The following is a 24339-nucleotide window of genomic DNA, read 5'->3' as shown; positions in this document are numbered from 1 at the left end:
ACGCGAACCAGCTAACGCAATTTGATAGCCTGAGTCAACATCGTCCCCATAGCATTAAGCTTTGTCCAGATTTTGGGTCCTGGCACCTGGGCATCGGCAAAGGTGGGCGCAACAATTGGCCCAAACGGCAATGCAGCGACTGGTTCAGCATGTACACCATGCGATTGATAAACATTCCAGGCCGGAACTGCGATAGCAGGAGGTGGACTGGCAACGACGATCTGAGGAGAATGAAGCGGGCTGGCATGAAAAAAACGTTTTTGCACTTGCGCTTGATGATGTGTGGAATGCGTATGATTTGAGTGTCCAGTCAAGATACGCTGTAGTTCACGCTGGATGTTGCCCATACTGGCCGGACGCTTTTTAGCATCCAGTTCAAGCATGCAATGGATCAGGATACTCAGTTGGGGATAGTGTGGCAGGTCAATTTTCGGATGTCGAAAGGGAGAGAGCGCCGGGTCCAATCCCGTCAGTAACTGATGCAGCAAGACACCCAGGCTATAGACATCCGTCTGAGGAGTCGTCTGGGCACGTCCATATTGTTCAGGGGCCGCATAACCCGGTGAGCCTAAAACCATGGTATCTTTTACCTGCCCCCATTTGAAATGGCGAGCGATACCAAAATCGATCAAATACAATTGGCCTTCTGGAGTACGCATCACATTGGTCGGCTTGAGATCGCGAAAAATAATCATGGGCTTACGCGTATGAAGAAAGCTCAGCACGGTTGCCAGTTGGATGGCTATCGGCAAGACCTTCTCGACTGGCAGCACTGGCCCACGCTGGCGCATATAACTATTAAGGGTCTCCCCTTCAATAAAACTCATCACCAGATACCAATTACCGTTCTCAGAAAAATAATCATAAATGCTCGGCAAATTGGGATGCGTCAATGTAGCCAGCAAGACAGCCTCACGCTTGAAACTTTCCGAAGCATCGGCCAATTCTGAGGAACTTAATCCCTGCTGGATCATCTCTTTTACCGCCACCCGACGATCCATAAACTCGGTATCGACGGCGCGATATACCTTGCCATAGCCACCTGCTCCCACCTGCTTCACAATACGATAGCGCTGCTTCAGTAAGCGACCAGCCTGGGCTGGATGAGACGAGGTGGTAGGCACTGGCACAGGTGCTGATGGAGCAACGGCGGGCATACGTGCTGATGAGCTCATATCTGGTGAGGATTTTTGTGCGGATAACGATACATCATCTGACGCCGCCTGCACAGGATGGCCACAGAAGCGACAAAACCTGGCGTGCAATGGATTAGCACATCCACACTGGACACAAAATAAGCCTGCATCATTCTCCATAGCCAAGCTCCTTAGACATGCAACGATATATATAATGACAATTATACACCATATACCTATATATATTCTCAACTATTTAGTCGATCTGGGCCACGCATGCATATGTTCACATGCCAAAATTGAACATATGCTTCCATCATACTTTTTATGTTAGAAGAATCCCCATAAAATTACTATGGAGTAGCTCACACTTTTGGCTCCTGTGCGTTATGACTGGCCGAGAACGGCGTGTTTTTTTCATTCCCCACGATGTATTATATAGTAGTATGTGATAAGCAACGGCTACAAAGCATACACTATTTTCATGTCTATGAAGGAGAAACATCGTGATTGTTCGTATTGGTATTATGGCACTACGCCTCTGCGTACTACTTGCACTTATCTTTGGTATTTTACTCTGGGTCAACGCCATTCCAGATTGGGGCGTGATGGCCCATATGACCATTGGTCTGCTCGCCGTGATAGCTTTATGGCTGCTCGCTTTTGGCATCGGGACAGCTCCTAAAGGACGTAGCCTGGGATTAGCCATTGGAGCTTTTGTCCTGGGCCTGCTCCTACCGATCGTTGGACTGGGACAACTCAACTGGCTCTCATTGGGTAACGCACACATCGTCATTCAGATCATCCACCTCCTGCTTGGCCTGAGCGTTATCGGCATCGGAGAAGCAATCTCCGCCCGCTACAAGCGCCAGAATAAGCTTGCCTAAAAGAGAGACCTGTTCTCCGCATCTTATCAGCCTGGAGAACAGGTCTCTCTTGCCGTGTCGGGAGCCGCATGGATGATCCATTATGCGGCTATTGCCGAACGGTGATGAATGTGTTTTAATGTGCATATCTTTTTCCAAACATTGCTACTGGCAATGTTTATTCTGCAAGACGTTAGCAAAGGAGCTTTTGTGAGCCAGCAGGAATCGTTTCACCGTCTAGCTGCCTATCCAGGCAGTTTCGACCCACTCACGAATGGGCATCTAGATATTGTGCGGCGTGGGGCCAAACTCTTTGATACGGTGGTCGTCGCGGTATATGCCTTCCCGCAGAAGAATGTACTTTTTTCGGCAGATGAGCGGGTGGCGCTGTGGCAAGAGGTGATTGCAGATGAGGGCTTACATAACGTACGGGCTGAAACATATACAGGTTTGACGATTGAGTATGTGCGCCAATCCGGGGCACAGGCAATTATCAAGGGGCTACGCTCTTCCAATGATTTTGAAGCAGAGTTTCAGCAAGGTTTGATGAATCATAAGCTTGCACCTCAGATCGAAACAGTCTGCCTGTTTACCAATCTGGAGCAATTATTTGTCAGCTCATCCCTGATCAAAGAAGTCGCGGGCCTGGGCGGCGATGTGACTGATATGCTCCCGGCCTCTGTCGAGCGCGCCCTGCGTTTAAAACAAGGGCAGTCTAAATAATCATTGGCAGAGATGCAACACAGATGGCCTTCTCAACGTATATTACAATACTAACTCTATTACGATCTTCTCTCTACTGCCTGGAATAACAAGACGGTAACCGGTGGAGGCATCACGGGGAAGGAGGCAAGGCATACGATGGATATTCTCTATCTTGTAGATCGACTGGAGAACCTTGTCTCCAATAGTAAGCGGATGCCTCTGGTCAACCAGATTATCCTCAAGGAGGCCGACCTCCTGGCGATTATCGAGCAGATGCGCTCCTCGATTCCTGGAGAGATCAAGCAGGCTCGACGGATTATCCAGGAAAAAGACCGCATTCTGGCTCAGGCGCAGTCCGATGCTTCGATGATACTGGCTCGCAGCCGCGAAGAGACAGAGCGCGTGATGACGCATGAGGGTCTGCTCCAGGTGGCGGAGGAGCGTTCGCAAGATATGCTGCGCCGCGCCACTGATCAGGCACAAGGGATCGTCAGGCGAGCGGAAACACATACGGAACAGATGCAAGTTGAGGCGGATACTTATGCCTCTGAGACGTTACGCAATCTCCGCGAGCATCTCCTGAATGTGGAGATGGAGATCGAGCGCACCGTAATGAGTATTGAACGCGGCCTGGATAGCCTGGAAGGACGTCCCGATGATGAGACACCTGCAAATCTATCTACGCTAGACGACGATGATGATGAAGCCACACCTCATTCCCACATTCTGCCACGGCGAGCCTCGCTGGCGGCCGATACAATGGGCGGACCAAATTATCCAGCCTAGCACGGTTCCACTACAACCAAACAACGATCGTTCAGAAATGACGCAGAGATTCCTCCGACGCTTTCACACTGGGACTTGACACCCTCTCATGCCTTGTCTATAATGAGCAGGCGCCAGAGAAGAGTAGGGGATAATACCGCCTTGCGCCAAAAATGTATTTTATCGGCAATAATTTTGTACTCTTTTTGGAGTTTCGAGGGGAAGGAAAATATTCCATGATCTTTAATGTGGCGCAGTTAATGAAGGAACCAGTTGGCTCTGGGGCCTCAAATGAAGCAGATATTCATGAAGAAAAGGTCCAGCTCGATGACGATCTCAAGCTGATTGGACCAATCAATGGCCATGTTCGCATGCGCCGGGTCAATCAAGGCCTCCTGATCGATGGGTGGGTTGATCTCGTCCTGGGCCTGGAATGTGCCCGCTGCTTGAAAGCAATTGAGCAGCCGACGCACGTTACGTTTACAGAGCGCTTCTATCCAACAGTGGATGTGATGACAGGTGCACCTCTTCCTCCTGTTGAAGAAGATGACATCTTTGCCATCGATGAACACCATCAGGTTGATCTCACCGAAGCAATCCGTCAAGCCGTGTTGCTCGCGGTCCCGTTGGTACCTCTATGTCAAGAAGATTGCGCGGGCCTCTGTCCACAGTGTGGTCAGGATCTCAATCTTGGCCAATGTGCCTGTCAGCCCGTTGAGATTGATAGTCGCCTGGATGTACTAAAACAATTGTTGAAAAACGAACAACTATCATAACCACACTAGCAACACGCATAGCCATGCCTGAGCCGAGAAACGCTCAGGCATAATGCTGGTGGAAGAGGAGAAAACGTCATGGGAGCCTTACCAAAACAACGTATATCGCATGCCCGTCAAGGAGAGCGACGAGCCCATCACAGTCTTACATTGCCTCAGTTAGTGGCATGTCCTCAGTGCAAGCGCCCACGCTTATCGCATCATGCTTGCCCCAACTGTGGCTACTATCGTGGTCGTCAAGTATTCTTGCCAAAGACCAACAAATAATCGAGAGCGATCAGCTCTTTTAAAATGGATGCATGCACGCCAAACCGTATGGTCAGAGTTAGCAAGTGCAGGATACAACGGTATCCGCCACATATGAGTATACGGACTGCGTGCACTTCTCTCGTAAGAATGTTCAGTTGTCTTTCACATTCCCGCATATTTCATTTTATAGAGAGCTGCTTCGCTATTCAACCTCATAGACGAAGTGAACAACAATGACGACACAAGTTGCCTTTTTATTCCCGGGACAAGGAAGCCAGAAAGTTGGCATGGGAGCCGATGCCTTCGCAGCCTCTGCGGCCGCCAGACAGGTCTTCGCAGCCTTCGATGATGCTCTAGGATTCTCACTTAGCGACCTCTGCTTTCAAGGACCAGAAGAGACACTACGCTCAACCATCAATGCCCAACCCGCCATCGTGGCAGTCAGTCTTGCCTATCTAGCAGCCTTCCAGGAAGCCATCGCCCCCCAGAATTCAGCCCAACCAGCACCACTGATCCCTGCTTATACTGCGGGACATAGTGTCGGCGAATGCACCTCGCTGTTCGCAACCGGCTCATTGAGCCTATCCGAGCTAGCGTATCTGGTGCGTGAGCGTGGTCGTGTGATGCACGAAGAAGAAGAGGCTTGTCCCGGCGGTATGGCTGCAGTGATTGGCCTGGAGATCAATGACGTGCAACAGATCTGTCTGGAAGCGACACAGCAATCTCAAGCACACCAGACAGGCACAGCACGACACGCTGGCACAGGACAGGTAGTATTGGCGAACTACAATGCACCGGGTCAGATGGTCATTTCAGGAGAGGAACAGGCCTTAGCCCTCGCCAGTCAACTGGCTAAAGAGCGCGGTGCCAAACGTGTGATCCCGCTAACAGTCAGTGGAGCCTTTCATTCGCCAGTTATGCAGCCCGCCGTGGCAAAATTAAATCAGGCACTTGAAAAAATCCATTTACAAAACGCAGCCTATCCCATCATCAGTAACATCACAGCGCTGCCCCTGACTGATGCCAGCGAACTGCGTAAAGAATTGTCACAACAAGTCGCGGAATCGGTGCAATGGATCGGCATAATCGAATACCTCGCCAGTCAGGGTGTCAACACCTTTTTCGAGATTGGTCCTGGACAGGCGCTGGCAGGCATGATCAAACGCATCGTCAAAGGGGCCACGATCATTAATATTGGCAGCATGGCCGAGATCGAAAAAGCACAAGCAAAAATACAAGAGCTAGATTTATTAGCGTAATATTTCGTGCAGATAGGCAATTTTTTTCAGAACCATCAAGAGCTTATAGCACATTTCCAGCCAGATGAGTGGCATAATGTACTTGACACAAAGCTAAAAAGAGCCTATCTTTGCAGTAAAGCAGCAATGCAGAATGATGAGAAAAGCCTTAAAATAAGGTCGTATCACCAAAGAGCAGCTGCCAATCTCAAGAAGAGCCATTTCGAGCAAGCCTGCGAGCAAGCATCTAAAAGTTAGTGATCCTTATCACTGTAGTCAGAGGAGATCAAGCACTATGGCTATCGAATCACAACCGACTGGAGTGGTACGTGTCGCACGACCAGTGCTCACAACCATTGTGCGGAGTACAGCCCTGCAAATCCGTGGTGTTGTCCGTATGGCCCACACCAGTGATCAATGGACGCGTCTGTTAGGACGTGATGTCCCCCAACAGGGCATCAACCTGACGATCAAAGATAACACTGTCTCTGCCGACCTTTACCTGATCGTAGAGTCAGGCAGTAACATAGTGGAGGTAGGAACTGCCGTGCAAGAAGAAGTTGCAAGCGCCATAGAAAATATGATCGGCATGCAAGTTCAGAACGTCAATGTCTACATCCAGGACGTTGCATAGCAACGTATATAATAAGTCGAAACAAACGTCCGGCGGCATCAGAGAAGCTAAAGAGAAGCCTCTGAGAGCCCACCAGACACCAGCGAGTCAGCATTTGAGGATACTATGCCAGGGATACGCAGACAAGCGCGAATGATCGCACTGCAAACACTCTACGAATATGATATAGCCGATCACGTCCCAGAAGAGGTCTTGCAGCGTCACGCCGAAGAGCGCAATCTGCCCCCCAAGGTAGTAGAATACGCTAGCGAGCTGGTTCTGGGAACGTACAACCAACTCGCAGATATCGATGCTCACATCCAGAGCGCGGCACGCGAATGGCCGCTACAACAGATGGCGCGTATTGATAAAAATATTCTTAGACTTGCAATCTACGAGATTCTGTTTAATAATAATGTACCAGCCAAGGCAGCTATTAACGAGGCGGTCGAACTTTCCAAGACCTACGGAAGTGAAACGTCCAGCCGTTTCGTCAATGGCGTCCTCGGTACAATATTTAATCGGGCCCAACAACAGCCCACTCCTAAAGAGGAAAGCGAGGTGAACTAATGTCCACATCTTCCCCAACACCTGATCGCCTGAAGAAGATCATCGTTGATCAACTAGGCGTTGATGAAAGCGAAGTCGTCCCAAGTGCATCATTCGTTGAAGATCTCAACGCCGACTCACTCGATCTGGTAGAACTTATCATGTCCCTCGAAGAGGAATTCAAATTACAGATCTCTGATGAAGACGCCGAAAAGATCACCACTGTCCAGGAGGCAGAGGATTACATCGAAGAGCATTCGCGCGGCTAATTCTATTTCATCATCTCAGACGCTTGTTCATATTGATATACTTTATGCAACAAGCGTCTTTTTTTTATTACAGAAGGCTGTAAAAAGCAATCTTCAACGCCGTGTTTACACTAATGGCAGATTGTCAGATCATCAACTCGGCGTGGTAAGATCACTGGAAGAAACGAATATTTTTATGCGATCTTGGTAATGTCACAAATCCTTACTGTCATGCATCTTTGTTATTGTAGTCGGGATTCTCTGCTTGAAGTCCACGGCGACAACATGAAAAGAGTTATTGTGTGAACACGATGCCTGCGGCAGAGACTGTCGAAATCCTTATTCATGAATACTACAAACTGGTGTTCCATACCATTTATGGTCTGACCAATAATTGGGAGGAGAGCCAGGACCTGACTCAGGATACCTTTCATCAAGCCTTAAAGGGTATTGATGCTGCGCGGGCCAGTAGTGGAAGTCACTTCCAGGCGAAGGCCTGGCTGCTCCGTATCGCGCTGAATACAGTGCGCATGCAGAGGAGACGACGAGCTCTTTTCAGTTTCATTCCTTTCTCTAGTATGCACGAGCGTACGCAGGCAGAGGGAAAGCATGAGACAAAACCAGATGAAGATGCACTGCATGAGCAGGCGATGCCGGTGCAACCTACTGGCTATGGAACAGCGGGAACAGATGATCCTGCTGAACTGGTAGCCGAACAGGATGCGGTCCAACGGACAATGGCGAAGTTACCGGAAAACTTACGCGTTTGTCTCTTGCTATCGATCATTGGCGGGCTCTCGACAGCAGAGATCGCACGCACGCTGGATGTGAAAGAAGCAGCCATACGGCAACGTCTGGCCAGGGCTCGTAAACAGTTCCAGGAGATCTATACGCAGGATGCCGGTGAGGAGTTGATACATTCACAGTCGCAAGACTCACAGGCCCACCATGGAGGCCAGGAACGCGAGCAAAAGCAATCTGAAAAACAACAGTCCGAAAGGCATCAACGTTTATCTTTGGCGACCCAGGCACCATCGATATGGAGTGGCTATGCATAACGACTCAATCGAGACTTTGCTCTTACGCCATTATGGAAAGAATAGTCCAACACCAGAGGCATTAGAAAACCGTCTATACGCCTCTGTCCAGCAGCAAGTCAGAGAGAAAAAACAGCAGCAGGCATTCGCCACACGTCTGAGCGAACAACGCATCAGCCGTCGGCGAGCCATCCAACTAGTAGCAATCAGTTCCGCGGGTCTTGGTCTACTGAGCGCAAGCATTAGCGGCGTCCAGACACTCCTGACAAACCAGGATGGATCACAACCAGCTTATTCGTCCTAATGTAGCGACGATGGCACTCAAACGAGCGCCACATAGATTCTGTGACCCTGGCACACGGCCAGAAACATCTATTTATCTCTCACGTGCGACATAGCTGTAAGCACAAAGTTGAAAAGGATATAACATCATGGGTTTACTCGGTGGACACGGCTTCGAATTTATCGTCGTTATAGTAATCGCGCTGTTAGTGTTTGGTCCCAAGCGACTGCCAGAAATGGGCTCAGCCATTGGTAAAAGTATCAAAGAATTCAAGAATGGTATGAGCGAACTCACCAAGCCAAAAGATGATGATCATGAGACACAGGCCAAGCAGTCAGCAGCAGAATCAGCACGTTTAGAGCTGGAAGTCATCGAGCGTGAACTAGCCGCCAAGAAAGCCGCCCTCGCCGCGCAAGAGGCTGCTCAGGCCGAGGTCAGGACCTCTTCAGCTACTGAGTAACATCAATGGCTGAACTAGTAGAGAGGAAGTTCATGGCTACCAGCGATGTCGAACAGCAGAGCCTGTACGACCGATTCACGAGCTCCGATGATAATGATGACAACGATGAATCAGCGATGTCATTGGTAGATCACCTGGAAGAGTTGCGCAAACGCATCTTTGTCTGCCTGATCTTTGTGGCAATCTTCACTGTGGTTGCCTTCATATTCAGAACACAACTCATAGCATTTCTCACTGCACCATTACCAAATAAGCAATCCGGTGGGATCTTCGCAGCACTACCGCATGGTTTAACAGTGATGGGTCTGGGTGAAGGGTTCACAGTAGCAATCAAGCTCTCACTTGCCTTTGGGCTTATCGCTTCACTGCCAGTGATCCTTTACGAAACATGGGCCTTTGTCGCTCCTGGATTGTATGATAGAGAGAAAAAGCATGCTGTACCGTTTATTGTTCTGGGTATCCTGCTCTTTGCAGTGGGACTAACACTTGGCTACTTTATTCTACAATTTCCAGTCAGCTTTCTGGTTCAATTTGGAGAGTCTAGTTTCAACGAATTAATCTCAGCAGATAGTTACTTCACGTTTATCACGTACTTCTTGCTGGTCTTTGGAGCTATCTTTGAATTGCCTTTGGTGCTCACATTTCTCGCCTTGATTCATATTGTGACTGAGGATTTCCTCAAGTCCAAACGAGCCGTCGCCCATGTCGCCATGTGGGCAGCATCGACCGTACTGACTCCAGGGGCAGACCTGTACAGTCCGGTCTTCATCGGTGTATCACTATCGATCCTGTATGAATTCAGCATCATCTTGATCCACTTCGTCGTCAAAAAAGCACCCGAAGAAGAAGTTGCCTAAAAAATGAATCGTGTCCCTCAAAGGGAAAAGTCAGCAAACGTAGCGGCGCGGCTCCGCCGTGCTGTCTGTAACTCGTACGATCACGTTGCCCATGGCGTTCCATTGCGAGACGCCCCCAGGCCGAATCATACGAGCCATTGACAGCACGGCGGAGCCGCGCCGCTACGTTGGTGTGCATCTCATCCTATTGGGATGCGCGGCTCCAATGCCACATCAGTGACGCTACGTCGGTCTAAATTTGCTCCATAAGAGGACGAGGGCAAGCGTATAGAGGGTGGTTGTACCAACAAAGACGGGTATATAACCTGCCCAGGCAATCAGCACACCTCCCACCGAAGCTCCGATCGCCCACATGACCTGATAGGCGGCCTGATAACTACTATTGGCTAAGCCACGACGCTGCTGAGGCACAACCTCCATCGAGAAGACTTGTAGAATCCCTTGAGTCATATCCATTAAGCCCTGCCGTAAGGGATAAAGGGTCGCCGCAAAAGGGAGTGAACCAGTCAGACCGATCAAAAGCATAATCGGCAAGCTCAGCAGTCGAGGTAGGATCAATGCAGTCACCTTTCCCAGGCGTAGCACGAGCCAGGGAGCCAGGAGTGTCAGGATGGCGTTCAATATATTAGCCGCAGCATCAATGGCCCCAAATAGCGCCGAGGACGCTCCTAGATGCTGGACAAAATAAACATTGAAGTAGGGGAGCAAGAGACCTGCACCTGTCCCGATCAGCATCTGCACATATACCATGATTGACAGGGGACTAAAAAGGAGCGTGCGAGCCGGGATACGTCTCCATGTGGAGACACGGGCTAGCATCTTCTGTAATGAGATCCGTAAAGAAGAGATAGGTGCTGTCTGTTCTGGCTGCTGAGGGCGATCATTCTGCATCAGAAAAAGCGGGATAAAGCTCGGAGCTGCGATCACGCCCGCCAGGAGGAGCGCTAGCTGATATGATCGCGCCAGAGATGATGAGACCAGTATCCAACTTGCCCAGGCTGGCAGCGGAGCCATCAGCCACGGTAGGGCACGAAACCAGATCGGTAGAACACCTCCAACCGCCTCGCCAATGACGATAGCAATCAATGAGAGCACGATGTTTAAACTAAAGAGCTGTGGGCGCTCTTCCTCACTACTATTCAGTGCCAGAAAAGGAATGTTCAGCACCAGTACGAAAGCGCCGCCGATGCCGACAATAAACGAACTAATCAGCAGAGGAAGCGGTGTATGAAACAGGATCTGTCCCGCGCCCGCGATACCGATCAGGATACTGGACCAGATAAGCACGCTCTTACCGCCAAAGCGATCAATGCAGATACCCGCCGGAAAGATCGCCAGGCCAGCTCCTAACGTCCCAACAAACAGGATCTGGCCGATAAAATCTGTATGATAGCCCAGCGCGACCAGATAAAGATTATACAGGATCTGGATAATCCCCAATGTGACGCCGCTTAAGGCATTGCTGATCAAATATAAGCGGGCGTTTCGTCTGAAACGCCCGAATTGTTGCAGAGAGTATTGGAAGAGAGACAATTTGCTACCCTTGACTACGCATGACCTGTTCTCGTGGTGACTCAGGAGTCCGACGTGAAGGCTTCGGATCGGGTCCGGGCACAACACCAGGACGCTCATTCATTAACGCTTGATAGCCGGGACTCGCAAATTGCTTTCCATCATCAAGTGCAGACGCCGACGCTGCGGCTCTGCGCGTCAGACCTGGCAGGAAAAAGGCTTTTGCCACCTGCTTGACCTGAAGCGAGCGAGCACGGACTTCGATCACTTTGCTCACAACGTTATCAGAGACCTGCTCAACCTTCTTATCAGCCGCGTTGACACGTAGAGGAATCTGAGCCGCAATTCGTACTACTGGCTGCTCATTGGATGCAGGCATAATTCCCTTCTCAGCCTCCGAGCTTGAGGTATTGACACTCTCCACATATGGGCGAAATATCTTAATCAGCTCGGCTTTTTCATTGAGCAAGGAGGTTAAAAAGCTCATGGCGAGATGGTAACCTACCACGATCACCACAAAAGGAAAGGCAAACAGGCAGATCACAATCGCAGCAATCTGACCAGCACCAGCCAGCAAAGGACTCACTGCCAGGACGAGAGCAGCCATCATCTCCCACCTCCATCAGTAGAAGCCGCCTGCGCGGCTGACATGGCCTCCATTTGCTGTTTACGACGCACATCGGCGCGACTTTTGGCATGTCCCTTCCCAACGAAGACACGAGCCATCTCCTGCACCGCTACCACCGATGCGACTGCGCGAATACCAGGAGCAAGCACAACCTCCGAAGTCAATTTGGTTGCATTGCTAATGGTTGAGACGGTATTCCCGGCCGTCTGAGCTGTATTTTTGACAATTACCAATGTCTCATTGACAGAACTGAGTAATGGCTTCATTTCAGCTTGTACAGTCTTAATCGCACGCACAACTTTATAGACGGAATAGAGCTGATAGACAGTACCAGCAACTAATAACAGTGCCAATATGATCAAACAGCTATAGAGTAATTCAGGTAACCTACCAAAAAATGCCGCCAGGCCAATGCCAAGGACAATAATCAGCCCGACAATTATCCCGACGATAATGGCAAATCGCTTCGCCTTTTGCATAAAATGCCTCCCAATACAATTCTGTTATTATTGCAGTTTCATTATAACTCATAGGCATGAATACTGACACTTATAGGTCTTGTTGGACAATCACAATCACAGCACAATCGTTGATGAAACCCATTATTATCCAAGCAGAGGAGAGCGAGAAAGTGCCCTTACTTTTTTAATACGTAGAGGTCGCCTGATAAGACGACAAAATCTATGAAATTAGGATGATAAAAAATTGATTTGCATACCTGTAACGAAATTTGTACTTCAAGATATTACATTCTACCAGTTCTTACGTACTATATATAGCAGAGCTAGAAAAATCGAGCCATTAGGCTCTGCCCGAATAGAACTAATATCCTATCTGCGCTGCTCAGAACGCCAGGCAGAACAGACAAAACGCGCAAAATCCTCGACTTCTCTGCGGTGTGATATACTGAGACTATTCTACTCTGTTCCACAGTATTGAGGCTTCATTTTGGATATCATTTTCACTTTTACTCTCAGCACTTTTGTGACCTTTTTGACAGTGATTGATCCGGTCGGACTCGCTCCCGTCGTTCTGGGACTGACCTCTCATTTCACAAATGAGCAGCGCAACGAAATTGTAGCTCGTGCCAGCTTAATCAGTGGTGGCATCATCCTCTTCTTCGCCGTCGTGGGCAGATTCTTGCTCGACCGTCTTGGGATTGCTCTCTATGCTTTTAATATCGCTGGCGGAGCATTGCTGTTTCTCGTCGCCGTCGATATGCTCTTCGGACGCCCCTCGGGAACGCGCGAGACGAAAGCGGAAGAAGAAGAGGCAATGACACGTGAAGATATCAGCGTCTTCCCATTGGCCATTCCTATGATCGCAGGTCCCGGAACGATTGCAACGACCATACTGTATGTTGGGCAAGCGGCAGTTCATCCCATTGACTTAATCGCCGTCGCTATCGCTATCACAGGAGCGTTACTACTCGCCTGGCTGGCAATGCGTAGCGCAACCTGGCTCCTCAAATATGTAGGAAAAACAGGCATTCTCGTGCTCTCACGCATATTAGGAATATTGTTAGCGGCACTTGCCATTCAATTCATACTCAATGGCATTGCGACATTCATTCATACAAACGGATTTATCAAATAAGCGACGCAGGCAATGAAGAACCTACCTACGCGCTTCAGTGCTCAAAAAGAGCAGACCTTGCCACCTTCGCCAGAGTCAAACGTAATAAATACAAAGAAGTCCAACAGTGAAAGATCACCAGAGGTATTTTATACTGATACAAAGGAGTAGATGCAAAGTTTCGATAAAAACGGTATGTTTAAGAGCGAGGCAATAGTGCAAAATTTTCCCGGCCAGGATCGCGCAGCGTCCCGTATATCGAGCGCGAAATTGAGTTATCAAGCCGCCCTGTCAAGGGATCGCGTCGCTTCTCGCCTGGCTCGTATCTCCTGGGGAACCTGGATTATTGTCAGTGGGACAACACTTTTCTGGTGCTTTACAGCCTATCAAGTGGCCCGGGGCACGGGAGCACAGAGTGCATCGGCGATCATCGCACACGTACTCAACAACGCAATCTCAACGCAACCGGCCAGCGACAACGCACTTGCGACCATCCTGCTGCGCTATGGTGCCAAAGAGAATGGCTTGATCGAGCAAGGACAATACTGGCGCTTCGTAATGCCAATCTTTTTGCACGTCAACCTGCTTCATGTCGGACTCAACATGTTTAATCTCATCTTTGTGGGGATATACATTGAACGCATCGTCGGACATATGCGTTTTCTTTTAATCTACCTGATCACTGGAATAATTAGCGTGATTGCCAGCTTTATTTTTGCTCCAGAGGTTATCAGCGTCGGAGCATCAGGAGCTATCTTTGGACTGATAGGAATCTACTGCATTTTTGTCTTGACTCATCGACGCGCATTCCCGTATGGCGGATTATTCGTATTACTCTGGCTGATCTTTATCATAGGCATCAATCTGGGAGCGGGGCTGGTGATCACCGATGTCGACAATTATGCACACATTGGTGGGCTGATGAGCGGTCTACTACTCGGTTGGGAGTTCGCTCCCCGTTATCAGATCACGGCAGAAAATAAACTGGTTGATATGCATGGGCTGGCATATCGTTGGCCCTTGGCACTCTTGACAATGTTAGGTACACTACTACTTGCTAGTTTAGCTGTATATTTAGGACACTAATCGTCGGCACGCGAGATATGCTTAGACCGACGGTCGCAATATGGGGAGGAAACCTCTTGGAAGCTCAAATGGAAGTCCAGAATTACCTGGAGCAGGGAAAAACGGCACTCTCTCAAGGGCAAGGCAGAGAAGCGGCCATCGCCTACGCGCATGGAGCCCAACTTGAACCTGATAATCCACAGGTCCATATAGGCCTGGCCGAAGCCAACCTGGCGCTCGGCAACAATGAAGTCGTGCAGATGGCCTGTCGACGCGTACAAGAATTACAGCCCGAAGGGGGCATAGAAGGCTGGACAGCACAAGCACTCCTGGAGTTGCTGGAGAAGCGTTATGAGCGCGCGCTCAAAAGCGTCGACAAAGCCATTGAAATCGATCCAACCATCGGCTACCTGCATGCACTGCGCTCCTATTTGCTGCGCGCAACGGGACAGGATTATGATGCCAATCTGGCACGCGCACGTGCAACACGTCTCTCCTATGGAGGCCGCTTTGAAAACTGTTTTCCTCCCTTGAAAGCGCCTGAGAGCCCAATCCTGCAAGCGGCCCCCAGCGATCAGCCGCAGGAACAAGCAGAAGTCAAAAGTGCGGGCAGCCCACCAAAGTCCGAGCGCGATGCAGGGCCAAACTGGACACCACCAAATCAGATGCGCCGACAGGTAATACGAACACGCTTTGTCTTAAGCCAATATCCGAGCCTGCTCACAACAATCCTGATCGCCATCAATATCCTGGTCTACATCTGGATGAAACTTGATCCAGCGGTGTTCGCTTTTGGCGAACAAGATAATTTTGCCATTCTGCACAATGGAGAATATTGGCGTCTCTTTACCGCCATGTTCTTACATGATCCAGACAACATCTATCACATTGCACTGAATATGTTTTCCCTCTACTTTGTCGGGCGAGGCGTCGAGATTTTTTATGGAAAATGGCGCTATCTGGTAATCTATCTGGTGTCAGGTATTCTCGGTGGAGTCACATTCCTGTTCTTAGATCCCAATCAGGCAGCTGTCGGAGCTTCTGGAGCCATTTTCGGCGTCTTCGGAGCCCTGGGCGTCTTCTACATTATCAATCGACGCGCCCTCGGTGCCTACGGTACAGGCGCGATCAGCCAGTGGATCTTCTGGCTCGTGCTTAACCTGCTCTTCGGATTGGCCCCCGGCTCAAATATAGCCCTCTGGGCACATATAGGCGGGCTCGTTGCAGGCATGATCATATCCTTTTTACTGATTCCTCGCTCATCACGTAGAAAAAGGGTCGTCTAAAGGTGCAGATGAACTTTAATAAAGCAAGAAGCAAGCGGTATTGCCACCGCTTGCTTCTTGCTTTATTGATTACACTAAAAGTAGGGAGTCCGGCTTGTAATCTCGCTGTGACCAGACTGCATACCAGACGAAGTCACACTGATCCCTTGCAACGTACCGTTGCTATCACCACGGCACAAACCCAAGGTGTTCCTATCCATGCCCTTTACCCCCCCGCCTGACTCCCTTCACTTCAAACCTTACGACAAATCTCTTCATCTCAACTTTTCGAAGATTTTATGCTTGTATACACAAAAAATACGTGCTAAACTAAACCCAGACCTCTTATCATCTCCACATACACTTCACATATCCCCATCTACATCTCAAATAGACAAACAATCTAAGAAGGAGCTAGAAGCATGCGTGCCACATTATATTCTATTCAAGGACTTTCTGATGGAAAGATCAGCATCCTGGCCCGCCCACGAGGTGGCGATTGGCTGCTTGATGAAATGCAGGCTATTCGTGAGGCTGGTGTTGACGTTATCATATCTTGCCTGACGGCCGAGGAAGAAGCAGAGCTGAATCTCACAGAAGAGGCTATATATTGTACAAGCCAGGGGATAACTTACCTTTCGTTCCCAATCATAGATCGCAGTGTGCCATCAGCTTCAAACCAAACCTACAACTTCCTGACGCAAGCACACATGCATCTTTCCAATGGAAAGCATATTGGGTTACATTGCCGTCAGGGACTTGGCCGATCGATCCTAATGGCCGCTAGCCTGCTCGTACTAAGCGGTCTCTCGCCAGAGCGAGCGTTCGAGCTTTTAAGCCAGGCGAGAGGATGTTCAGTACCAGAGACAGAAGAGCAACGAGCATGGGTAGCAAAATTTGCCTGGCTGTCTGGAGAATATAAATAGCCATAGAGGATCTGAGATCTTTTCTCAATATCTAACAGGACTGCATAATATGTGAATATTTCTGCTTAAGAATTTACATCCACATCCAGCGCTTTTTGCAGACGTGGGAGTAGAAACCAGCAGGCTGAGAAGCCAAAAAGCGCCCCGGTGATCAGACGCAGTTCCCAGGTACTTTCGCGCCAACCAAACATCTGCGTCAGTCCATCGTATGCCATCGGCAAGCTGAGGAGGACCCAGCCCCACCAGGGAAGCGCAGGCAATTTTTTCTTTGTGAGTACGAAAAGAGAGCCATAGAGCGTAATTGAGCCATAGATAGCGCAGCATCGTGCACATAAGCAACACTGATGACCAAAAATATAAAAAGAATGCGACGGTGTCTGAGCGCAAAGCACATGCATGCAAAAAAAGATGACCTTGGCTATACGATCCAATCCGAGATAGGAAAGGATTGGGTCTAGAATTGCTACAAGCAAAATAGTTCCCATAAGAATAGTGAACATGAGGCACAGATAACGTACAAGAAAACTACTCAGACGATCAGTCAAATGGTTAAAGCGATCCCGAAATGACATCAGACCATGCTTCTGTGATGCACTGCTTGCCTGTTGCATAGAGACAAACCTTCCTGTCAATACGTTAAAGGAGAGAGCATCCGACGAGAGAAAGACGCTATCTTGCTTATCTTGTCATAATGCCAGATATCACTGCAAGCTTCATCTAAAGATAGTGTTCTGCTTTCGTTCAAAATGTGTGGCTGCTTCAATTGAGCAGCCACACGCTTACAGTTTCCACAGAAGACCTATCACCCAGACGAGCGGTCGCAGAGACCAATCCTTTGCTCTTGGTATCCCAGGCTAAGGAGTTAATCCAGGATGCATCGTCTACTTTGCCAAATGTCGTGACGATACTGTGAGTACTCATAGCATAAATTTGGATAGCTGTTGTGCCCTCGGCAAGATAGCGACCATCGGGTGACCAGACAAGATTTTTACCGTTCTGCGCAGGAAGGTCTACCCCATCATCCTCTATACTCAGGATCTTCTTGGCTTGTAGGGTCTCAGAGCGATCCTCAAACGAGCTCACAAGCCCGCCAGTCGTAGTGGAATAAATCTGTATCTGGTTGCTTGCTGCGATCGTTCCCACGGCAAGCAGAGAGGCATCGGGTGAGAAGACCTGAGTATAGACGCTCTGCAAAGGAAATAAGAGATCCGTGAGCATCTTTCCGCTCTCGATATTCCAGATTTCTAGCTCATCTTGCTGCTGCTGCTCATTCAACCTCGTAAGTGCGATCCTCTTGCTATCGGACGAAAAGGTAATGTCCTGGATGCTCGTGTAGGGAAGAGTCATCAAAATCGTAGGTTTGGCCTGGCTGACGACGTCGACGCTCATAATCATCGTTTGCTTGCTCTTGCCAAGGGAGACAAATGTAAGCTGCTGGTTATCAGATGACCAATGCACTGGACCGAGAGAGTATGCTCCTAGATCCTCGAAAGGAAACCGCACTACTTTGTTTTCCTGATAATTCAGCACGTCCAGGATACTATTTTGTGTATCGACCAGCGCCAATTCCTGACCATCAGACGACCAGGCAGAGAACGAACTCTGTATCGATGTCGAGGGCTCAGTCAAGGTAGAGGGCACAGGAGAGGGGGTAGCTTCACAACTCTGTGCAGAAAAGGCTGCAAAATCCGAGGCGGTTACCACATCGATACTTCCCTGCTTCGACCAGTTTAGAAAAGGTGCACCAGATGGCCGATCTGAACTCAGCAGCTTATTCAAAGGAGCACTGCATACCAGCTTCCCCTTGCTTATCACTGGTTGAGTCTGGCTCGCACTGGCCGTCACCATTTTGTTGTTCGTAGTTAAAGAGACGGAATGCGGCAGGTGCGAGAAGATCGCCAGACTCATCATGGTTATGACGGCCACCGCAGCCACCAGACTGATACCTATCACACCCAGCAGTGAACGTTTTTTTTTGGACGGCGCCATGGAAGATGAAGGATATTTTCTCCCGGAGAAGTTGATCGACGGCGTAGTTCTTAATGATGATTTTACCTTTTTCACGTTGCGCTTTTCATCAGGCATTGTCCGTTGCGTTGGTAGGATGATGGGATGCTCCCGACTTTGAGCCAGACGCTCCCAGATACGATCGAGCGAGTACTCATTCTCACGGGCAGCCTCTTGAGAACCCTGGTGTAACTGCTGGATCATGCGAGATGTCAGGCGATCAGGAGGTGTCAGCCCATCGCCATCGATCACCTGATCTATTATGTCTGCTTGTAAGCTATCCTTCGGTTCTTTCATCATTGACCACCTTCCGCCTGATCTTTGTAGAGACTACGCAACTGTCGTAAGGTTCGAGTTAGCAACATTCTCACGGCTGACCCACTTTTTTCAAGAATCAGCGATATTTCATCACATTTCAAGCCATAAACAAAGCGCAGCTTCAACACATCCTGTTGAAGCTGCGGCAGCTTTTGCACAGTACTGGCAAGCCGTGCATATTCATCACGTTGCAGGCTAACCTCCTCCGGGCTATCTTCCTCATTGGCATGGAGCACCTCCTCCAGCCATTCAATGGAGACCTGTTGTCGTCGATTCACATGCCGAAAATGGTCAACCAGTTTGTTACGTAGAATAGTCCAGAGCCACGCCTCCTGCTTTTTCTCATCGAAGTCAGGAAAGCGTGGATTCTTCAGCACAGAGAGAAATACTTCAAGCACAATATCTTCTGCATCCTCACGCGAGGAAAGCCGTTGATGCGCATAGGCAAAGAGTATCAACGCATAACGTTGATAAAGTTCTGTATAAAGTTCATCATAAGATGATTGTTTTAACACATAGTCGTCCATTGCGTCCTCTAGAGTTTTTTTGAGATCTCGTCAGACACATCGTCAGAGAACTAAAAATGCAACACAATCACATCGGATCTAGTACTTTTCCATGTCACAGCAATTCTTTTCACCAACAGATAGACGGTCAAGATCCTCTATTTCTATAAAGCAATATCTTTTTAACCAGATAAATATCGTAAAATGTCAAGCAACACCAGTATATTGTCATGAAAACGCCGTCGTCCACTCTGCAATCTACTATAGATTACAGCACGGACGACGGCACTGCTCTCACCGGGAGGTGATGATACGATTATGACAGTGGAGGATACGCGTTCTGCATAAGTTGATGGAACTGAGCAGAGAACCATGCGCCGGAGATCGGTGCATTTGGCAGAGCTCCGCTGGGCTGATTGTTATTAAGAGAATTACCACCATAGGTTGGATCACACATCTGATCGAAACCTTTGCCCTGATTATTGGAGATCAACGAGCTAGAGCCGTCAGATTCTCCGGGAGGCTTGACCCATACATACGCATCAAAGTGCGCTGCTGGACTGGCCACCGGGCGAATTCCCAGACCCGCTCCACTCTGATTACACCAGTCGCCGCGCCCTGGACGCTTGTCAATACGAGATTGATCGACGTAGGTATTGAGATCGGTTGAGGTACTCACAGCGGTTGGCCGACCCGTGCCACCCCAACCATTGCGGGAGGTGTCGATAAGCATACCGATGTTAGATGGGAAGCCTGCCGCGACGAGAGCGCTATACAGAGCGTTATCGTAAGATTGCTCGTCGAAGTAGGGATTCCACTGATAGAAGTTGGCCGAGCGGATCTGGTTACCACCAACGGTCAAGTTTGGATTAGGGAGGTACGGTTCCGTCACAGGAGTATAGTTGGCGGTGTTCGAGATGAAACCATCAACGCTGTTGACGCCTGCAGTTGTCCCTTTGATGGTCGAAGCCCAAAGATTGACAGCCGGCTGGAAATTGGTATCCCATCCGAGCCAGCCAGAGTGAGCTGCATCGATATAGGTGTAGACATTGGGAATAGCGTGCAATTTGTTCAAAGCGTACTGCACACCCTGAACATAAGCTCCACTCGACTGAGCTTCCGCGCACAATGGTTTGCTCAGATTGGTAAGGAGGTTCGGCAAGGAGTCAGGCTCAATGATGGTGACAATACGCAGGCTGCTGTACTTGGAATTCGCCATAATAGCGGCGATCGGATCAATGTACTGCGTCTTGTACTTATTCAGACCATCATTAGCGACCAGCAACTCACCATTGGAGGCCAATGCGGAACAGTCACGATTTGGCAGATCATAGATAACAAACTCAATCGTCAGAGGCTGTCCGGCAGCCTGGACAAGGGCAGCATCCAGGTGAGCGGCCACGCCCATAGTGCCATCGGTCGGGGCAATCGTCGCGATACGATCCAGCCAGATCCCAGTAGAAATCTTGGAGATCGCACTACCACCGTCAGCATTGGCTTCAGCAGCCCACTGAGGATTCACATAACCCTTGGCTCCGGCATAGGGGTTATCGACATGAGTACCAGGCGTCGGGGTAGCCGTGGGCGTACTCGGGGTCGGAGTAGCCGTGGGCGTACTCGGGGTCGGAGTCGTACCTGGGGTCGGAGTCGTACCCGGGGTTGGAGTTGGCGAGGTCGTTGAGCCGTTACAGGCATTGCCATTGACGGTAAAGCTGGTCGGCACCGGATTGCTTGTGGTCCAGGCACCATTGAAACCTGGATTCACAGAACCATTCACAGCAACGTTCGCATTATAACTTAAATTAGTAACCGTCACATTTTGACCTGACTGAGCAAATGCACCGGTCCATCCCTGCGTCACAGATTGACCAGTCGCAGGAAATGTAAATGCCAGCTTCCAACTTGTCCAGGCTGTGGTACCGGTATTCTGGATGACAATATTGCCACCAAAACCACCAGGCCACTGATTCGTCACTGTATAGGTCACCTGACAGTATGAAGCGGCATGCGTCACCTGCGTATTGACAAAAAATCCACTGATCGCGCTCAGGACTATCGTGATCATTATAAATGATGCGACTATCCTTTTTTTAGCCATCGCTTAACCTCCTTGTTACAAAACCGTACTGTATGACAGCAGGACGATAAAACATCCCGCTGTCTGGACAGCACCCCAGTATGCACCCATGGCACCATGTTGTCTCCGCAATCTCTGCCTATACATTTTTTCCACTTTTTGTTAAGTTTTTCCATTGGAAGACATACAGGCATTTTTATAGCGTAGCAAAGCATCACTAACTAAGAATTGATACTTGCATTCCAGACATATCTATGTACCTCATTGCAATTATGTCCAGATAAAACTATATTGTCAACGAATTTTCGACTGTGAATAGAAACTGAATATGCCGGCTCGCTGTACGCCACGGTTCTTTACAGGTGATCATAGATACCTGGGAAGGACACAAGCGAGCCTGATCATACGTCGAGTGGACGTCACACACGAGCGTGCAACGCTACCTATGGGGTTTTACAGGTCTTTCTCTGAGTTGCGAATGATTCTCATGGCTTCCTCAAGGGCAGCGCTATTGGATTCGTTTTCGTCATCATCTGTTTGGAAAGCGCCGAGCAAGTCCTTCTCGGGGACCATTTCAGTGATTTCATCTTCGGTCAGGCCGGTCAATTCCTCATAGGCAATGGTGGCTCCATCTTCTAGCTCGTCAAGGATAGGATTCAGGTCGCTCAGGCCGCGAAATGTGGAGACAACCTTTTTTCCTGGAGACATTTCATATGTATCGTTCATCGCTGATCCTCGGGCCAGCGCTTTTTTATAGGCCTCTTCGGGCGAGTTCGCATGGATCAAAACGAGGTTATTGTGCACAATATTTTCATCCTCGTCATCAATTCTAATTTCCTCAACCAGTTCCGCCAGATACCATTTCACATTACTTGAGCTATTAGCCATGAGGAAGCTCCTCTCTCTTGTCCTATAGATATGCAGCGTCTTGCCAATTCATCAACAACTGGCCAAACAACACTGCCTCCATTATATTATGCCACTCAATCGTTTGAGCACAGCATTGACGATGGCTTTTTATAACACGCATGCCATGACGATTCCCCTTCTAGCTGGCAATATCTTCCGCAATCAGATCTGCCACGATCTTTCCCGATAAGATCACCAGGGGCACGCCACCACCTGGATGCGTACTACCTCCTACAAAATAGAGTCCACGGATATCTTTGGCTCGATTGCTCGGACGAGTAAAAGGGGCCATACGATGATTGGATGAGAGTCCATAGATCGATCCTGCGTTGGCGCCATAGTTGCGTTGGAAATCCTCGGGCGTCAGAATCGCTTCACAGACGATATGCTCACGAATGTCACTCAGATCGATCTGCTTGTAGCTGGCGAGCACGTCGAGAATACGATCGCGATAGGCTGGTGCATCCCGCTGCCAATCTACTTTGGGATTGAGATAGGGAGCATTGACGAGAACAAACAGGTTTTCGTGACCTTCCGGCGCCTGACTGGGATCAGTACGCGTGGTGGCGCACACATAAATGGTCGGATGGCGTTGCGGGATGTGATGCTCAAATAGGTCGTCAAATTCGGCGCGGTAGTTGTTGGAGAAAAAGATGTTGTGATGTGATAGTTGGGGATACTGCTTCTTCGTTCCCAAAAGCAGCACAAAGCCCGAGCAGGAGGGTTCAAGACGCTCCAAACGCTTCACGTATTGTTGATTCTGCACGGCTGGCGATAGCATTTCTCGATATGTGGTCACAACATCACTATTGGTCACGACCAGATCGCTCCGCAAGACGCGTCCGTCAGCGAGCACCACTCCACAGGCGCGTCCGTGTTCAACCAGAATGCGGCGGACGTGCTGCTGGGTCTCGACACGCACACCAAGCTCACGAGCCAGTCGCAGCAACGCCTGCGCCAGAGCATAGATGCCTCCATGAGGATACCAACCGCCGTCAGCCAGCTCAACGTAGGGGATGATGCTGTAGACTGAGGCGACTTGATACGGCGATGATCCATTATAGGTGGCATAGCGATCAAACAATTGACGAATATGTTCGTCCTCAAAAATGCTGCGAATATGTTGATCTAACGTCTGCGTTGAAAGCGCAGTCGAGACTGCACTCAAACGTTCTGAGAGCGTGCTCTGATGGCTAGATGGTGCCGTACCTGCTACTGACGGCTCTCCACGCCAGACATAGCGTATAAAGGTTTCCAGTACATCCAGAGGGCTGCCCAGGCTATGGTAGAGGAAGGGATCTGCCGCCGCTTCAAAGATCGCACGCGACTGCTCGATAAAGCGCATAAAGGCCATACCATCATGGAGACTAAAGCGTGCGATCTCACGCGCCATCTTCTGACGATCACGCCAGGCGTTCAGGATAGAGCCATCGCGATAAAAATAGCGACACGTGAGATCCAGCGGGCGCAGATCTAGATAGTCCTCAAGACGACGATCGACTGACTGAAATAGTTCACTCAGGACATACGGCATCGTAATCAGAGAAGGCCCCGTATCAAAACTAAAGCCATCCAGCGTCAAGTGATTGAGCTTACCACCCACCTGCGGCTGACTTTCAAGCATATGGACTGCATGTCCCTGATGCGCTAGATGGATAGCAGCCGAGAGCCCACCGATACCGGCTCCAACCAGCAAAATATTCTTTGGCACAGACATCTTCACACCTCGTTATAATATTGACAACTAAGATGTTATCACAGTTAATGAC

29 protein-coding genes are annotated in these 24339 nt (G+C 49.4%); 17 read left to right on the top strand and 12 right to left on the bottom strand.

Features of this window, described 5'->3' with window-relative positions; all coding sequences use genetic code 11:
• Positions 1-11 precede the first annotated feature (11 nt).
• The gene (locus tag AC27N8_RS25770) at positions 12-1316 is read right to left on the bottom strand and encodes a protein kinase domain-containing protein (protein ID WP_487070784.1); all 1305 of its coding nucleotides are present in this window, start codon (positions 1314-1316) and stop codon (positions 12-14) included.
• Positions 1317-1642: 326 nt separating this feature from the next.
• Between AC27N8_RS25770 and AC27N8_RS25765 the strand changes: the two genes are divergently transcribed.
• The 13 genes from AC27N8_RS25765 to tatC all read left to right on the top strand — a co-directional run bounded on the left by AC27N8_RS25765 (position 1643) and on the right by tatC (position 9782).
• On the top strand, positions 1643-2023 hold the full coding sequence (locus AC27N8_RS25765; protein ID WP_487070782.1) for a hypothetical protein: 381 nt from the start codon (positions 1643-1645) through the stop codon (positions 2021-2023).
• A 189-nt stretch (positions 2024-2212) separates the two neighbouring features.
• The gene (gene coaD / locus AC27N8_RS25760; RefSeq protein ID WP_487070780.1) at positions 2213-2725 is read left to right on the top strand and encodes a pantetheine-phosphate adenylyltransferase; all 513 of its coding nucleotides are present in this window, start codon (positions 2213-2215) and stop codon (positions 2723-2725) included.
• A 138-nt stretch (positions 2726-2863) separates the two neighbouring features.
• Positions 2864-3493 (top strand): hypothetical protein, encoded by a 630-nt coding sequence (locus AC27N8_RS25755; RefSeq protein ID WP_487070778.1) that lies wholly within the window; start codon positions 2864-2866, stop codon positions 3491-3493.
• Positions 3494-3708: 215 nt separating this feature from the next.
• The gene (locus AC27N8_RS25750) at positions 3709-4248 is read left to right on the top strand and encodes a YceD family protein (RefSeq protein WP_487070776.1); all 540 of its coding nucleotides are present in this window, start codon (positions 3709-3711) and stop codon (positions 4246-4248) included.
• Between the two features lie 78 nt (positions 4249-4326).
• The gene (gene rpmF / locus AC27N8_RS25745; RefSeq protein WP_487070774.1) at positions 4327-4515 is read left to right on the top strand and encodes a 50S ribosomal protein L32; all 189 of its coding nucleotides are present in this window, start codon (positions 4327-4329) and stop codon (positions 4513-4515) included.
• 215 nt (positions 4516-4730) lie between these two features.
• Positions 4731-5756, top strand: coding sequence for an ACP S-malonyltransferase (fabD, locus tag AC27N8_RS25740; protein ID WP_487070772.1), 1026 nt, complete (start codon positions 4731-4733; stop codon positions 5754-5756).
• Positions 5757-6030: 274 nt separating this feature from the next.
• On the top strand, positions 6031-6369 hold the full coding sequence (locus AC27N8_RS25735) for an Asp23/Gls24 family envelope stress response protein (protein ID WP_487070770.1): 339 nt from the start codon (positions 6031-6033) through the stop codon (positions 6367-6369).
• Between the two features lie 105 nt (positions 6370-6474).
• Positions 6475-6918: a transcription antitermination factor NusB gene (gene nusB, locus AC27N8_RS25730; RefSeq protein WP_487070768.1), complete on the top strand. Its 444-nt coding sequence runs from the start codon at positions 6475-6477 to the stop codon at positions 6916-6918.
• Positions 6918-7166 carry an acyl carrier protein gene (acpP, locus tag AC27N8_RS25725; RefSeq protein ID WP_487070766.1) on the top strand — a complete coding sequence of 83 codons (249 nt, stop codon included), beginning with the start codon at positions 6918-6920 and terminating at the stop codon, positions 7164-7166. The genes nusB and acpP overlap by 1 nt, the downstream gene beginning before the upstream one ends.
• A 290-nt stretch (positions 7167-7456) precedes the next feature.
• Entirely contained in the window at positions 7457-8203 is a 747-nt protein-coding gene (locus AC27N8_RS25720) for an RNA polymerase sigma factor (RefSeq protein ID WP_487074751.1), read from the top strand.
• A complete protein-coding gene (locus AC27N8_RS25715) occupies positions 8196-8486 on the top strand; it encodes a hypothetical protein (RefSeq protein WP_487070764.1) in 291 nt (96 codons plus the stop codon). The genes AC27N8_RS25720 and AC27N8_RS25715 overlap by 8 nt, the downstream gene beginning before the upstream one ends.
• Positions 8487-8613: 127 nt before the next feature.
• Complete coding sequence (locus AC27N8_RS25710; RefSeq protein WP_487070762.1) at positions 8614-8925, top strand: Sec-independent protein translocase subunit TatA/TatB; 312 nt, start codon at positions 8614-8616, stop codon at positions 8923-8925.
• A gap of 32 nt (positions 8926-8957) precedes the next feature.
• Positions 8958-9782 (top strand): twin-arginine translocase subunit TatC, encoded by an 825-nt coding sequence (tatC, locus tag AC27N8_RS25705; protein WP_487070760.1) that lies wholly within the window; start codon positions 8958-8960, stop codon positions 9780-9782.
• Here tatC and AC27N8_RS25700 read toward each other — a convergent pair.
• The 4 genes from AC27N8_RS25700 to AC27N8_RS25685 are packed head-to-tail and all read right to left on the bottom strand — an operon-like array spanning position 9751 to position 12401.
• Entirely contained in the window at positions 9751-9960 is a 210-nt protein-coding gene (locus AC27N8_RS25700; protein WP_487070758.1) for a hypothetical protein, read from the bottom strand. The genes tatC and AC27N8_RS25700 overlap by 32 nt on opposite strands.
• A gap of 44 nt (positions 9961-10004) precedes the next feature.
• On the bottom strand, positions 10005-11315 hold the full coding sequence (locus tag AC27N8_RS25695) for an MFS transporter (protein ID WP_487070756.1): 1311 nt from the start codon (positions 11313-11315) through the stop codon (positions 10005-10007).
• Between the two features lie 4 nt (positions 11316-11319).
• Entirely contained in the window at positions 11320-11904 is a 585-nt protein-coding gene (locus tag AC27N8_RS25690; RefSeq protein ID WP_487070754.1) for a hypothetical protein, read from the bottom strand.
• Positions 11901-12401: a hypothetical protein gene (locus AC27N8_RS25685; protein ID WP_487070752.1), complete on the bottom strand. Its 501-nt coding sequence runs from the start codon at positions 12399-12401 to the stop codon at positions 11901-11903. The genes AC27N8_RS25690 and AC27N8_RS25685 overlap by 4 nt, the downstream gene beginning before the upstream one ends.
• A 469-nt stretch (positions 12402-12870) precedes the next feature.
• Here AC27N8_RS25685 and AC27N8_RS25680 point away from each other — a divergent pair, with 469 nt between their 5' ends.
• The 3 genes from AC27N8_RS25680 (at position 12871) to AC27N8_RS25670 (ending at position 15848) form a co-directional block, all read left to right on the top strand.
• Positions 12871-13518 (top strand): MarC family protein, encoded by a 648-nt coding sequence (locus AC27N8_RS25680; RefSeq protein WP_487070750.1) that lies wholly within the window; start codon positions 12871-12873, stop codon positions 13516-13518.
• A gap of 150 nt (positions 13519-13668) precedes the next feature.
• A complete protein-coding gene (locus AC27N8_RS25675) occupies positions 13669-14583 on the top strand; it encodes a rhomboid family intramembrane serine protease (RefSeq protein WP_487070748.1) in 915 nt (304 codons plus the stop codon).
• 56 nt (positions 14584-14639) lie between these two features.
• On the top strand, positions 14640-15848 hold the full coding sequence (locus tag AC27N8_RS25670; RefSeq protein WP_487070746.1) for a rhomboid family intramembrane serine protease: 1209 nt from the start codon (positions 14640-14642) through the stop codon (positions 15846-15848).
• Positions 15849-15922: 74 nt separating this feature from the next.
• Here AC27N8_RS25670 and AC27N8_RS25665 read toward each other — a convergent pair whose 3' ends face one another.
• The gene (locus AC27N8_RS25665) at positions 15923-16048 is read right to left on the bottom strand and encodes a hypothetical protein (protein WP_487070744.1); all 126 of its coding nucleotides are present in this window, start codon (positions 16046-16048) and stop codon (positions 15923-15925) included.
• Positions 16049-16249: 201 nt separating this feature from the next.
• On the opposite strand from AC27N8_RS25665, the gene AC27N8_RS25660 reads away from it, so the two are divergent.
• Positions 16250-16753: a protein-tyrosine phosphatase family protein gene (locus AC27N8_RS25660; RefSeq protein WP_487070742.1), complete on the top strand. Its 504-nt coding sequence runs from the start codon at positions 16250-16252 to the stop codon at positions 16751-16753.
• Positions 16754-16818: 65 nt separating this feature from the next.
• Here the strand turns inward: AC27N8_RS25660 and AC27N8_RS25655 are convergent, their stop codons facing one another.
• From AC27N8_RS25655 to AC27N8_RS25630, 6 genes are all read right to left on the bottom strand, one after another.
• Positions 16819-17364, bottom strand: a complete 546-nt coding sequence (locus tag AC27N8_RS25655) for a DUF2085 domain-containing protein (protein WP_487070740.1) — start codon at positions 17362-17364, stop codon at positions 16819-16821.
• 148 nt (positions 17365-17512) lie between these two features.
• Positions 17513-19060, bottom strand: a complete 1548-nt coding sequence (locus AC27N8_RS25650; protein WP_487070738.1) for a WD40 repeat domain-containing protein — start codon at positions 19058-19060, stop codon at positions 17513-17515.
• The gene (locus AC27N8_RS25645) at positions 19057-19593 is read right to left on the bottom strand and encodes an RNA polymerase sigma factor (protein WP_487070736.1); all 537 of its coding nucleotides are present in this window, start codon (positions 19591-19593) and stop codon (positions 19057-19059) included. The genes AC27N8_RS25650 and AC27N8_RS25645 overlap by 4 nt, the downstream gene beginning before the upstream one ends.
• Positions 19594-19900: 307 nt before the next feature.
• Entirely contained in the window at positions 19901-21682 is a 1782-nt protein-coding gene (locus AC27N8_RS25640; protein WP_487070734.1) for a glycoside hydrolase family 6 protein, read from the bottom strand.
• 432 nt (positions 21683-22114) lie between these two features.
• Entirely contained in the window at positions 22115-22549 is a 435-nt protein-coding gene (locus tag AC27N8_RS25635; RefSeq protein ID WP_487070732.1) for a DUF4288 domain-containing protein, read from the bottom strand.
• A gap of 160 nt (positions 22550-22709) precedes the next feature.
• Complete coding sequence (locus AC27N8_RS25630) at positions 22710-24281, bottom strand: phytoene desaturase family protein (protein ID WP_487070730.1); 1572 nt, start codon at positions 24279-24281, stop codon at positions 22710-22712.
• Positions 24282-24339 lie beyond the last annotated feature (58 nt).

It is taken from the genome of Dictyobacter sp. Z7_2 (assembly GCF_057551105.1).
Note: the sequence above shows the minus strand (reverse complement) of the source record. Positions and strands in the feature narration are given on the sequence as shown.